The sequence below is a fragment of the Seinonella peptonophila genome (genome assembly GCF_900129355.1).
Lineage (GTDB): Bacteria > Bacillota > Bacilli > Thermoactinomycetales > Thermoactinomycetaceae > Seinonella > Seinonella peptonophila.
Genome location: NZ_FQVL01000003.1, coordinates 59,519 through 72,498, shown reverse-complemented (window position 1 = coordinate 72,498; position 12,980 = coordinate 59,519). Strand labels below are relative to the sequence as shown.

At 38.4% G+C, this 12,980-nt stretch carries 16 protein-coding genes; 9 read left to right on the top strand and 7 right to left on the bottom strand.

What is annotated here, in order from left to right; genetic code table 11:
• Window positions 1-31: 31 nt before the first annotated feature.
• The 4 genes from BUB71_RS07205 to BUB71_RS07190 form a co-directional block, all read right to left on the bottom strand.
• Window positions 32-1,129, bottom strand: a complete 1,098-nt coding sequence (locus BUB71_RS07205) for a M1 family metallopeptidase (protein ID WP_073154169.1) — start codon at window positions 1,127-1,129, stop codon at window positions 32-34.
• Between the two features lie 54 nt (window positions 1,130-1,183).
• The gene (locus BUB71_RS07200; protein WP_073154168.1) at window positions 1,184-1,417 is read right to left on the bottom strand and encodes a hypothetical protein; all 234 of its coding nucleotides are present in this window, start codon (window positions 1,415-1,417) and stop codon (window positions 1,184-1,186) included.
• A 113-nt stretch (window positions 1,418-1,530) separates the two neighbouring features.
• Complete coding sequence (locus BUB71_RS07195; protein ID WP_073154167.1) at window positions 1,531-1,737, bottom strand: YwbE family protein; 207 nt, start codon at window positions 1,735-1,737, stop codon at window positions 1,531-1,533.
• 104 nt (window positions 1,738-1,841) lie between these two features.
• A complete protein-coding gene (locus BUB71_RS07190; protein WP_073154166.1) occupies window positions 1,842-2,486 on the bottom strand; it encodes a spore coat protein in 645 nt (214 codons plus the stop codon).
• A 156-nt stretch (window positions 2,487-2,642) separates the two neighbouring features.
• Here BUB71_RS07190 and BUB71_RS07185 point away from each other — a divergent pair, with 156 nt between their 5' ends.
• The 5 genes from BUB71_RS07185 to BUB71_RS19045 all read left to right on the top strand — a co-directional run bounded on the left by BUB71_RS07185 (window position 2,643) and on the right by BUB71_RS19045 (window position 7,313).
• Window positions 2,643-3,299 (top strand): TetR/AcrR family transcriptional regulator, encoded by a 657-nt coding sequence (locus tag BUB71_RS07185; protein WP_073154165.1) that lies wholly within the window; start codon window positions 2,643-2,645, stop codon window positions 3,297-3,299.
• Window positions 3,300-3,314: 15 nt separating this feature from the next.
• Complete coding sequence (locus tag BUB71_RS07180; RefSeq protein WP_073154164.1) at window positions 3,315-5,219, top strand: S9 family peptidase; 1,905 nt, start codon at window positions 3,315-3,317, stop codon at window positions 5,217-5,219.
• A gap of 150 nt (window positions 5,220-5,369) precedes the next feature.
• Entirely contained in the window at window positions 5,370-6,260 is an 891-nt protein-coding gene (gene pdxS, locus BUB71_RS07175; protein ID WP_073154163.1) for a pyridoxal 5'-phosphate synthase lyase subunit PdxS, read from the top strand.
• A gap of 2 nt (window positions 6,261-6,262) precedes the next feature.
• A complete protein-coding gene (gene pdxT, locus BUB71_RS07170; protein ID WP_073154162.1) occupies window positions 6,263-6,844 on the top strand; it encodes a pyridoxal 5'-phosphate synthase glutaminase subunit PdxT in 582 nt (193 codons plus the stop codon).
• Window positions 6,845-7,010: 166 nt separating this feature from the next.
• Window positions 7,011-7,313: a hypothetical protein gene (locus BUB71_RS19045; protein ID WP_139279019.1), complete on the top strand. Its 303-nt coding sequence runs from the start codon at window positions 7,011-7,013 to the stop codon at window positions 7,311-7,313.
• A 261-nt stretch (window positions 7,314-7,574) separates the two neighbouring features.
• Here BUB71_RS19045 and BUB71_RS07160 read toward each other — a convergent pair whose 3' ends face one another.
• Window positions 7,575-7,958 (bottom strand): hypothetical protein, encoded by a 384-nt coding sequence (locus BUB71_RS07160; protein ID WP_073154160.1) that lies wholly within the window; start codon window positions 7,956-7,958, stop codon window positions 7,575-7,577.
• A gap of 672 nt (window positions 7,959-8,630) precedes the next feature.
• Between BUB71_RS07160 and BUB71_RS07155 the strand changes: the two genes are divergently transcribed.
• On the top strand, window positions 8,631-8,873 hold the full coding sequence (locus tag BUB71_RS07155) for a hypothetical protein (protein ID WP_073154159.1): 243 nt from the start codon (window positions 8,631-8,633) through the stop codon (window positions 8,871-8,873).
• Between the two features lie 396 nt (window positions 8,874-9,269).
• Complete coding sequence (locus tag BUB71_RS07150; RefSeq protein WP_073154158.1) at window positions 9,270-9,662, top strand: hypothetical protein; 393 nt, start codon at window positions 9,270-9,272, stop codon at window positions 9,660-9,662.
• Between the two features lie 313 nt (window positions 9,663-9,975).
• Here the strand turns inward: BUB71_RS07150 and BUB71_RS20195 are convergent, their stop codons facing one another.
• Complete coding sequence (locus BUB71_RS20195; protein WP_281248182.1) at window positions 9,976-10,098, bottom strand: hypothetical protein; 123 nt, start codon at window positions 10,096-10,098, stop codon at window positions 9,976-9,978.
• A gap of 274 nt (window positions 10,099-10,372) precedes the next feature.
• Here BUB71_RS20195 and BUB71_RS19495 point away from each other — a divergent pair, with 274 nt between their 5' ends.
• On the top strand, window positions 10,373-10,537 hold the full coding sequence (locus BUB71_RS19495) for a hypothetical protein (protein WP_175552309.1): 165 nt from the start codon (window positions 10,373-10,375) through the stop codon (window positions 10,535-10,537).
• A gap of 686 nt (window positions 10,538-11,223) precedes the next feature.
• Entirely contained in the window at window positions 11,224-11,784 is a 561-nt protein-coding gene (locus tag BUB71_RS07140; protein ID WP_073154156.1) for an FAD-dependent oxidoreductase, read from the top strand.
• A gap of 222 nt (window positions 11,785-12,006) precedes the next feature.
• Here BUB71_RS07140 and BUB71_RS07135 read toward each other — a convergent pair whose 3' ends face one another.
• Complete coding sequence (locus BUB71_RS07135) at window positions 12,007-12,879, bottom strand: EamA family transporter (RefSeq protein WP_073154155.1); 873 nt, start codon at window positions 12,877-12,879, stop codon at window positions 12,007-12,009.
• Window positions 12,880-12,980: the final 101 nt, after the last annotated feature.

Genomic DNA, 12,980 nt, shown 5'->3' with positions numbered 1-12,980 from the left:
GACAAATAGTGTGGGGCTGATAAATAAAAGGTTACGATTCGATAAAAACACGATGTTGTCTAAAAAAAGTGTCTAAGTTTTGATGGCTGATTTGTTCCATTATCTGAATGAAATCAGAAGTTGTTGTGATGTCAAATTGTTTTTGTTGAAAATAGGTTTTGATCCCTTTTTCAAAGGTCTCCGAACCAATTTTTTTCTCTAGATCGTGTAATGTTCGTGGACCATACTTATAGATCATCTGTACATAGATGCGATCTAATTGCTTTCCGTTCTGGGTAAAGACTGACATTGGAGAAGAAAGATGAAAGCGAGAGTCAGCAACAGGTTTGGCATTCAGTTCGTTTAATTTTTGATCAAACATACTTTCATAGTAAGAAGCAAACGATTCATCTAACCAAGGATCATCATATTGATTATTGCCAATCTGTCCGTAAAACCATTGGTGGGCAACTTCATGGGCGACAACAGTCCTAATTCGAGCTACTGTACTTTTTTTACGCATTGAGATCATGACAAGCTGAGGATATTCCATTCCCCCAAATGACCCTTTCATGGTGACTACATCTAATTCTGGCCAAGGGTAGGGACCAATTTTTTGTTGGAATAGTTGTAGGCTTTGGATTGCAGCACGTTGCATATCGGTTGCGAACTTGCTATAAGCCGGTTGATAAAAAGTTTGAACGTTAATCGATCCAACTTTTTGGCTGATTTTGCGGTAAGTTGAGTCGAGTTCCATTGCAAAATCACGCACCTGATTGGCTTGATAAGTATGAATCGCTTTACCTTGTCGGATTATCGGTTGACCTACTTCTGTACCAGTAGTTGCAATTACTTGCTTTGGAGAAGTTGTGAAGGTTACTAGAAAACGACCAGTAAGGGAATAAAAACTCTCACCCATCGAGACATAGGGATCTAAGTTCCAACCTTCTTGATCGTATACGGCAAGGATGGGGAACCAGTTTCCTAACGATACAGTCGTTTTCGACCAGCCGAGTCGATCTTCTACATTTGGGATGGAGAGTTCAAAATTCATAGTAACACGATGATTTGAGTGAGGGCGAAGTTGCAGATTCGGGATCACCATTGCGGTTGTTTTTATAGTAGGTGTAACCGATTTGCCATCTACCATTACATGATGGATGGTTAATTTCCCACCTTTTTGTTGATATTCTTTTGCATTTGGTCATAAATGGAATGCCAACTGTTTTAACTCATAGGACAAATTCTGTGTAAATGAGAGATTGATCTTACCACTGACTCGATGATGTTTTTCATCGTATTCAGCTTTTATTTGATAAAAAGGATTATTAGGACCTCTGATATCATTTTTCGGTTCGGCATAGAGACTTGTTGGACTTACGATCATCCCAATCACTAGTGTCAAAAGGAGAAGATAATTAATTTTAATTTGTTTCATTGAAGCCTCCTTAAATCAGGAGTGAGCAGAAAAATCAGACTCCTGAGAAAATATAAATATTTAAAATTATAAGTTCATTTCCTTATACCTGTCAATAAAAGAGCCAACTGAAATTAGTTGACTCCAGGATTGACAATTTCTTGTACACGTCCTATTTGACCATCTGTTAATCGTACCTTAATTCCTCGTGGATGCGTAGGAGATTTGGTGAGAATATCTTTGATGATCCCAGTTGTGCGCTTACCTGTTGGTTGATCTTTTTTCAATACAATTTGCACCATCATTCCAGGACGAAGATCATTTCTTTGCCGACCATCCATGCTATGCCCTCCTTCTGGTTGTCACAATCATAGTATATCATTTGTTAAAAGAAAAAAGCCTCTATTAAGATAACAGAGGCTTTCTTTAGAGTTGATTGTGAAAATTAATGACTAGTTGGGCTACCATAAGTAGTAGAAGACTGAGGGCTGCCTTGTGCTGTAGCAAACCCATGTAAGATGGTTTGCATATCAGAAGGGCTATACTGAGCGATTTGATAGTGACCTTTGCGATTTTGCCAGAGTGATAGCTCATAAGCCATTTCAATGCAATTTGGGATACTATCTTGCAATACACGACGAACAACTGGATTTGTTACTTCTAAAGATGCCATTGTTTTTGCGCTAGCCATAGTTTTCAAGAGTCCTAACATAAATCCTGAAATACATGCGCAGTTAATTTCATTCGTAGACATTTTTGGCGTTTTTGGCTGTCCAGGTGTTAATCCATACGTAATCGTATCATTGTTTTCAATCATTTCATATTTTTTCGTGCCATGTGTCGGGTCTTGTCCAGTGGAAAACGATTGTACCAACATATTATACTCATCTAAGATAAATTGATATTGACGGTCGAGTATTTGGGACAATTCTTGATCTTGGATATGATCGCGAAAAAGCACATATTGTTCAAGTAAACCAATCGTGCTTTTTAAGACTTCTTGCACATCGTTTAGTTCATGACCACCATGGTTCATATTAATTGAACCACTTTGCATACCTGTTTGTTGTCCAGTTGATTCTATTTGCATGAATGATCGCCTCCCGAATAGTTTCCTTCGTAGGATGTCCATTAGTTACTCTTTTCATGCAAACGAAAAGAGTCATTCTCGTCTCAAGGATTACGTTGGGAATATTGGAAAATAACCGAATATGGTAAAATGTATTCAACAGGAGGATTGTACAAGATGAGAAAGAAACAACAAACTCCACAAGAGACATTGAGCCGGGAACAGATTGTACAAGCTGCTATCTATTTATTAGATCAAGCTGGGTACCAAGGTTTTACGATGCGCAGGTTATCGGGACACTTAGGAGTGGGAACAACTACACTATACTGGTATATTTCTAGTAAGGATGAGGTATTAGAACATGCTGCTGATGAGATTTTGGGGGAGATCACCTATTCAGGAGAGGCGCAAGATTGGTTAGATAAGATCGTCTCTCTATGCTTAGAGTATCATCAGGTGATTTTGCGTCACCCTTGGATTGTACAGCTATTTGGTAGTTTTTCCCCGATTGGCCCACATTCCTTGTGTTATCTAGATCAGCTTTATTGTGCATTACAGGAAGGTGGTTTTCATGAACAGAAAGCAGTTGAATACTTGCAGATTATTTTTCACTATGTGATTGGTTCATCTATTATGGAAGTAGCTACGAAAAAGCAAAAAAAACATCAAGGGATTTTGGGCGCAAAAGCGGTACAAGCTTATCTACAGACGACTGAGGAATTAAATTCATTTCCATATCTTTTTCAATATCTGTTAGGGAAAAAGGACCAAGAGAGCTCTTTTGTCAATCATTTAAAACATCTACTCGATTCAATGAACAGTGACAACAGATAGAAAGGATGAAATCAGATGGAAGCTACTTATGGTTCATGGCGTTCTCCAATTTCGTCTGACTTAATTGTTGCTAAGAGTATATCATTTACTGAAGTTCAGACCGATGGTGATGATATTTATTGGATTGAACAGCGTCCTTATGAATCAGGTCGCTTTGTGATTGTACATCATACTTCGACCGGAAAACGTGAAGAAAAGCTTGCAACACCTTGGAATAGCCATAATCGTGTACATGAATATGGTGGTGGTTCATATGTGGTTCACCATGGAGTCATTTATTTTACCAATTTCCAAGATCAGCGAATTTATGCAGTCAAAAGAAAAGGCTCACCAACTGCGATCACTCCAGATGATGGAAGTCGATATGCGGAGTTAGTCTTTGATTCGGTGAGAAATCGATTGCTAGCTGTAAGAGAACTTCATCAGGAAGGTTTAGAACCGGTGAATCAGTTGGTTAGTATTGATCTGAAGCAGGGTGAAGTACAGGTAATCGATGATGGACATGACTTCTATGCATCGCCAAGTCTAAGTGCAGATGGTTCTAAGATCGCTTGGATTACATGGGATCATCCTCATATGCCTTGGGATTCTAGTCAGCTTTGGTTAGCAACTTGTAATCAAGATGGGCGTATCTCTCAAAAGAGATGCATAGCAGGAGGAGAAAATGAATCAGTTCGACAGCCTGAATGGTCTGTCAATCATGAGCTTTATTTTATTTCAGATCGATCGGGTTGGTGGAATTTGTATCGATTAAATGAGGGAAAAATTGTTCCTTTATGTCCGATGGAGGCAGAATTTGCAGGTCCAGCCTTTCAACTGGGGCTTCCATCATATCAGTTATTGACAGATCAATCCCTAGTTTGTACATATAATCGACATGGGCGATGGGGAATTGGTTTGCTTCAGCTTGAAACTGGACAATGGAAGACAATTGATACACCCTATACCTATATCAGTCATCTCCAATTGACCACCACCGAAATAGTCTGTATAGCTGGATCACCTACCATTCCCTCCTCCATTGTGAAAATTGATTTAGAGACAGAATCTGTTGAAGTTTTACATACATCTACAGCACAATCATTTTCAATCGATGATTTATCCTTGCCTCAAGAAATCACCTTTCCCACCACGAATCAAATGGTAGCACATGGTTTCTATTATCCGCCACATCATCGCGAATATAAGGGGATCGATTCAGAATATCCACCGTTAATTGTCAATTGTCATGGGGGACCAACGGCAGCAGCTACAACTTTGTTTAATTTAGATATCCAGTACTGGACCAGTCGTGGTTTTGCTTATTTAGATTTGAATTATCGTGGAAGTACTGGGTATGGTCGTGCGTTCCAGCAGGCGCTTTATGGGAATTGGGGCATTTATGATGTTGCAGATAGTATCAACGGAGCAAAATATTTGATTCAGCAAGGTGCCGTTGATTCAAAACAAACGATCATAAGAGGGCGTAGCGCAGGTGGTTATACAACATTAGCAGCACTATCCTTTCATAATTTCTTTCAAGCAGGTGCTAGTTATTTTGGCGTTAGTGATTTAGAAAGATTGCACTTAGAGACACATAAGTTTGAATCTCGGTACTTAGAAAAATTAATCGGCTCTTATCCTGAGCATCGTCAACTCTTTCATCAACGTTCTCCGATTTATGCTGAAGAACATTTTACACCCACTATCTTTTTTCAAGGGGAACTAGACCGAATCGTTCCTCCTAATCAAGCTGAACAAATGGCCGATAAATTGAGAAAAAGGCATTGTCCAGTTGCGTGCGTCGTTTTTCCAGGAGAAGGACATGGCTTTGTAAAAGCAGAACATCTAAAACAGGCGATGGAGGGTGAGCTTTACTTCTACTCTAAAATCTTTCAATTTCAACCGGCTGAACCACTTATGCCTGTAGAGATTCACTAATAAAAGACCTCCATATAGGAGGTCTTTTTGTGTAATGAATGATCCATATTCGCATAAAGGATATAACCGTTACACTGTTATCGTTACATTTTTCTGATTTCAGGTTATAAAGAATGGGTAGGTTCAAATATCACTTGGAGGGATTTACTCATGAATAATAAAGCTTTGGGAACACAGCGAGTGAAACGCGGAATGGCAGAGATGCAAAAAGGCGGCGTGATTATGGATGTAGTAAATGCAGAAGAAGCGAAAATTGCTGAAGCTGCAGGAGCCGTTGCAGTAATGGCTTTAGAGCGTGTACCTGCCGATATTCGTGCCGATGGTGGAGTTGCACGGATGGCAGACCCTAAAATCGTTGAAGAAGTGATGCAAGCTGTTTCGATTCCGGTAATGGCAAAAGCGCGCATAGGACATGTTGTAGAAGCGCGGATATTAGAAGCGATGGGGGTCGATTATATCGATGAGAGTGAGGTCTTGACTCCCGCAGATGAGACTTTTCACATCGCAAAAGGAGATTTTACAGTTCCATTTGTCTGCGGTGCGCGAAATATAGGAGAGGCTTTGCGAAGGATTGGGGAAGGTGCCTCCATGATCCGAACCAAAGGAGAACCAGGGACAGGTAATATTGTAGAGGCAGTCCGCCATATGCGAACGATGCAACGGCAAATCCGACAGATTGCGAATCTATCTAGTGATGAATTAATGCACCAAGCCAAGGAATGGAATGCCCCTTATGAGCTACTTCGTGAAGTTCATACACATGGTAACCTACCTGTCGTCAACTTTGCAGCTGGTGGAGTGGCAACACCTGCCGATGCTGCTTTGATGATGCATTTAGGTGCGGATGGTGTATTTGTCGGTTCAGGTATCTTTAAATCAGAGCAACCAGAAAAATTTGCTCGCGCAATTGTATTAGCTACGACCCATTATCAGGATTATGGAAAACTTGTAGAACTATCTAAAGGAATTGGACAGCCGATGACTGGCATTGAAATTTCACAAATTGAACCTGACGATCGGATGCAAGAAAGAGGCTGGTAATAATGAAAATCGGAATACTCGCCTTACAAGGGGCTGTTTCAGAACATCTTACAATGTTAAACCAATTGGATGTTGATCCAGTACTTGTCAAAAATGAGTCTGATTTAACTGGTTTAAATGGATTGATCATACCTGGCGGGGAATCGACAACCATTGCTCGATTAATGCATCTGAATCAACTAATGGAACCAATAAAACTAAGAGCGAAACAAGGCTTGCCAATGATGGGAACATGTGCCGGATTAATTATTTTAGCTCAACACATTCACGAGCAGTCTGATGTTCATTTGGGGATACTTAATGTGACAGTCAGCCGCAATGCTTTTGGTCGTCAGCGGGATAGCTTTGAACAGTTGATCACAGTAAAAGGATTGGAAGAAGCATTTCCAGCTGTTTTTATTCGCGCTCCCTTAGTTGAGGATATTGGAGAAGATGTAGAGGTATTAGCAACTGTTGATCATCAAATCGTGGCAGTGAAACAAGGACAGCTCATAGGCTTGTCTTTTCATCCTGAATTAACTTCAGATGTGCGTTTTCATCAACTGTTTGTAGAAAATTGCAGATCGGTGAATAAGAATATCTAATATTTTATAATAGCTATCCATCATTTATTGCATTATTCGTATTATTGAATAGGATAGATGTGTTATGTTTAACAATTGTGCTGCTGGGTATGAGTGTAATAAGGTTTCTGTGATTTGTTCTACGTAAAAGAACGCAGAGTCTGGATAACCGGAGAGGAGTTGGATCATGTCCCGCAAGGAAGAGCTGTTGGAGCAGGGTTTCGAGGTGTACTGCGGTCCCACTAACACTTGCCCCGCGTTGAAGGTGGAGGACGGGAGCGGCAGGATCACCTCCACCGAGTGTGATGGTGTGGCTGTTCTCACCACGGACGAGGCGGTCACTCTGTACGACATGCTCGGCGAGAAGATCCGCAACCGCAAGCTCAGCGACAAGATCCGCGAGCTCGGCGCCAAGATCCGCAACCGCAAGCTCAGCGACAAGATCCGCGAGCTCGGCGCCAAGATCCGCAACTGCAAGCTCTCCGCCTGAATCCAACTGATCCAAAGGAGGTTCACTCGCTCTAGTAAAACAGACAACGGCCAGAGCAAACATCGAGATGGGTAAGCCCATCTTCGCAGGAGCGTAAGCTCCTGAGGTCTTTGACCGCAGTAACCGCAACCCCAAAGGGCGGTTACCTGCAATCTAAATAAACAGAATATTTAAATATATATGGTTTATAGACCAAATAGAGAGTCTTATTGATGATCTAGTCGATCTGTTGCACCGATTATCAAACATTGCTGTTCTCTATCAAAACAGAGTCTTATATTTTTTTAAGATGGCTTCTGCTTTTGGGTATTGATCATTTGTTGTAAGCACTGTTAAACAAATATCAGCAGGATGGTGAAAGCCATCTCCATCTGACATTCCACTTGCATCAGGATGCGTAGCGGCAATCACTCTTAAATCTGGATTTGTATTGGGAATACCTAGCGTTGTAGTGGTAAGGGATTCATTTTGTTGTCGAAGAATTCCATTAATCTCGGAATCTAAATCAGTATCTTTACCACCACCAGGTGCTGCTGAAAAACGATCAACTTGAACTTTTTTAAAACCACTATTACGTAATTCATATGCTGCGCGTTCTGCTTCGTCTAATTCATGGAAATAAGCAAATATATTGCGTTCATTCATATATTTGTACTCCTTTATTTAGGTTGTTTTTTAGTATTTGCTACGTATTTTAACTTAATGAATCCCTATAAATGGAAATGTGACTGCTGATTCACTATCATATGAGAGGTTCAATACTAGCTGAAAATATCATGAACATGATAGAACCCTATATTTTATAATCTGTGTGAGCATCCAGCACATCTATCTATAAAACTGAATACTCTGTATATAGATATTAGATTTATGAATATCTATCTAGTATGCTTTTAAAAGGAGGGGAATAAATGTCAAGGAGAAGGAGACGATCAACTAGGAATATAAACAAAAATAGAAATACATTGAGAAATAGGAATAACATTAAAATCGATATTGATATAAAAATTAATAGAAGACGTAGAAGAAGAAGACATCGTATTTAGTCATAAGTCTTTATATTTCCCCGCTTATGTTTAGGCATAAATGGGGATTTTTATTTGAATTTTGCTATATGGATGAACCTTAATCTTTCATCGCGTGTAATGGTTAAACAAGCTTTATGATGTCTTCTCATTTTATGTTATAAATGAATGTCACATGATTCGATCATATGCAGGTAAATAAAATATTTAGGATTATCAAAATGATATTAGCATTTATTTAAATTTTATCTATAATAAAATGAAAGAATTTAAAATCAGAAGGTGAATGGGCATGGATGAAGATAAAAAACCACCTAAAAGGAAAAAAAGACATTCATCAAAAAAAAGGGCACAATTGGAAATAGAGAACAGGATCAGAGAAGCGGGGAACAAATTGGGAGTGGATTGGAGCCAATCGAATAGCAAAGGAATGTCAATTAGAAGTATTGCAAGGCGTGCAATCGAAACGGGAACTGAGATTGATGTCGATGCAATCGTTTCTAAAGCGAAAAATTTAGAGGATCGAAAGAAATGAGTGCATATGTTTGCAAAACCGCCACTTTCATAGACATGACTTGTTGTTGTGCTTCGTTGATCGAGAAGGCGGTTTATAACATTGTAGAATAGGAGCAGGATCGACCTGGGAGAACCTGAGGGAAGTCTACCAGTGTTTCGTTCTTGCTCCTATTCTATAACTAACATGGTTAAGTGGTGTAAGAAAGTGACAAATGCATCAATCAAGAAAGATAAAGTCATCATAAAAATGACTTAGAACCAGATGAAGTATTGAGCAGAGTAAATGAACACATAAATTGGTAAAAAAAGTTATTATCGGTTATTTTTATTCGACAACGCTTAGATAATGAAATGGTAAGGTATTATTATATTTATTTGTAGCATAATTATAATGTCTTTTGAAAGAAGGGATTAGATGTCAACTGTATCTAAATGGAAAGATTTGTTATCTATGGTATTGCTGCTGCTATGTGCAGTTGGTGCGTTTGCGTCGTTTTTTTTAAATTTAACAACTGTGACAGAAGCCGAACCGATTAGAAAAGTAGGAGAAATCTGGCGTCTTTATGGTTTCCTTGTATTTACTGGACTTTTTCTTCTTTTAGCATTTTTTCCCCGTCGTTATGCTGGGATTTGGGAATTGACCATTTTTCACAAAGCAGCAGTTGCTGTTACGGTTCCTTTGTTGATAAATAAAATCACACCAGATATTCAAACTGTATTTCTTACTGATGGAATCGTTGCAGTGATCCTTTTTATTTCTTATCTTTTAACGAAAGGATATAGAGCATGGAAATCAACGAGTAAATAGTGAATTTCAAAAGAAATTTCAAATTGAGATAGGGTTTAGGGAGCAAACTGGAATAAACCTTACCGGACATGAATTTTAGCCCATGCTTACTGTCTTATCGGATATTAAGAGCTGTATTTAGTTTCGTTTATATCCGATAACTTACATTATCGGAACTTAGAAAGTGGGTTGAACATGTCAGAAAGGATATTATCATTCGCAAATCACACGAAGTCGATTCTACTAAAAAGGTAGATAAATATATGTAGGCGTCTAGGGAAACCAACACACAAAAAGCATATCGAACCGATTGGAATCTATATATGGAGTGGTATCAAAAAAATAACGTCCAACCAATTCCAGCCGACTTCAATACACTAAATGATCCAACAAAGGTCGAGGCAATTAAAATAAAATAGTTACCAATTTCCTTTGGTTTTTTTGGGGAGAATATCATAGATAAAAAACCTCCAAAAAAATTTTTTCCCAAATTAAATCTAATATTTTGCTTTTTTCCTGTAATGACATCAAATAAGAGTAATTCCACTGGTTTTTTTTCGAAAAAATCATTCAAACCAAATATTCCACAATTACAACCAATTGAGCTTGGAAATTGGAGATTTGTTGTATTTTGTGTATAATTTTATAATTTGTTTAACAAAGAGCAATATTGAATCAAATATAAGGATAGAATGATTTAGCAATATCTTTTTGGTAAAGGGGTAATCTTCATGGACTTGAAAGCAATTAGAGAATCTTTTTTGAAAGGCAAGAAAGAATTCGAAGAGAGACAGAAAAAGTCAAACTTACTAATAGAACCTGATAATGTAAATGAAAAGAAGAATAATGATCCACAGACACCTCAAAGAAATGAACAGGGAGAGGATGGGAATTAAAACGAGAATATCCGATTCTAATGATTGAGCACAATGACCCTAAAAAACTTAATGAACTAATAAAGTGTATTGAAGGTGCTGGATTGGGCTTAAATTCAAATGCTTTTTGAATATAAGGCTCGAGAATGAAAGATTTGTTTAGGAAATAATAGGGCATCAGAATAGCAAACATCTTTTACCAACTTTGGCAAAGAGCTAACACTATCTTGAGAGTGCTTGAGTTATCAAGTAGTAAACCAGCGTTTAGGCTGCGTAGATCATGGCTCTACGTCGCTAGTGAGGTGGTTGATAGCATAAGTGTTTATCTAGATGTAAAGGAAGATCGGAAGAACGAGACATGTATTATGGGTGGGTAATGACTGGGACAAGATAGGCTGCTTCCTCTACTCCAATGATCTGATTTAATATTTCTTTATAATCCATAGTGATCTATTCTTTCAATGTGCGTTATCGCCTTTTTATCATATTAAAATCCTTGGGTATTACCAGGGTTAATTACTTTCATATGCTTTACCATCTTTATCTTTATCAAGTCTATGTGGATCACCAGGCTTAGCTGCTTCAAAAAAGGTTTGTGTTAATACCCCCTATACAGAACTCTAATAGTCACTTTTTATTTTGTTTATGTTTTTGATGTTGAGAAAGGGTAAAATGAAAAGGATGATGAGATAAGGAGTGATATCAATATGTATGAAGTAGCGATTATTGGGGCAGGCCCTGCTGGGGCAAGTGCTGCATTGTTTACAGCAAAAGCAGGGAAGACAACTGCATTGATTGATAACGATAAAAGTATGACCAAGAGAGCTTGGATTGAAAATCATTATGGAGTGATGGAGATTACCGGTCCCGAGATGGTCGAAATCGGAAAGAAACAAGCTGAAAAATTTGGAACTACTTTGGTGGATGGAAGAGTGACCTCGATTGAGAAACAAGAGGACGGATTTCGCGTTGTGCTAGAAGAAGGAGAAGTAACAGCCAAAAATGTGATTATCGCAACAGGCGCATTGACCAATTTAGCTGAATCATTAGGTCTTGAAACCAAGGAAGGTACTGAGCCAAGGATTAAAACGGTTTTTGCTACTGATGAGCAAGGAAAAACCAATGTTCCTGGAATATGGGCAGCAGGAACGGCTGCTGGTGTAAGTGTTCATACCATCATTACAGCCGGAGATGGAGCAAAAGTAGCGATTAATTTGGTAAGTGAATTAAATGGTACTCGCTATGTGGATCATGATGTGCTGAAATAGAGCGAACCTAGGATGGGTTTACCCCTCCCATCCTAGGTTCTATAGAAATAGGTGCTGAGATCTGCTCGACCTAGTCATCTTAAATAGTAAGAGATTGCTCATACCAACAGAAGTTATATTGGATATTTTAATGATATCAATTTTTGTAAATAGGAACTTCACAGTCTCAATAATTAGAGGACTATAATAAAGTAGGTCATATTTGTAAGTTATGTTAAGAGGCTAATAACTAGAGCGACTAGAGATATAAATACCCACTAAGATGAAAAAGACGCCAACCCATTGCGAAATTCCGACTTGTTCATGCAAAATCCAAGAAGCGAGTAATAAGACCATTGGAAGTTCAATTGAGCCGAGTATCCCAGCTAAACTGGTTCCGATATGGGGAATTCCTTTTGTGTATGTGATGGTTGTGACAAAAATCCCAACAAGTCCTAGCAGTCCTGCCCATATCCATAATCCATTTGCAAATGCTGAAGTAAACAAAAAAGTAGGCGGAAATATAATCCAAATCAACATCAGTTGACCTGTTACGATCAATGTACTTCGGATGCTGGAATGAATTTTTAGCCCAACTGTGTCGCTGATAAAAATAGATGCAGTATATGAAATTGCACTACAAACTCCAAAGGCGAAACCAAGCCAATTTATGTATGCAAGTTGATTTGTATGATAATCCGCAGCTAAAAAAGTGCCAAATAAAACACTGGCTAGTGCGATCCACTGGTATATAGTAAGCCACGTTCTCTTTTGAATCATATAGACGATTTGGCTTATCCAAGTGAATTGAAAAAGTAATATCACTGCTAAAGACGCGGGTAAATTCTTTATGGTGATACTATAAAAAATGTCGGTTAGGCCCCAGATAGAGCCAACTATGATCAGAAAGACAATAGTTCTTGCTGGAATTACTTTTATTTTTTGTATCTTCGGTAAAGTATATAACCATAATAACAGACATCCTAACAATGTTGAACTACTCAATAGATCTGCTGGTGAATATCCCTGTGCAAACCCTAACTTTGTAATTGTTGAGAGGTTACCATAGCAACAAGCTCCTAAAAAAACATAATATCCTGCTCTCAGCTGTGTCATTCGTTTCTCCTAAGGATTGATTTTGTTTGATTGAATATTCCCATTCGAAATAAGAAATATTCCATAAAAATACCAATGGTAAGAATAATCAATCCCTAGGT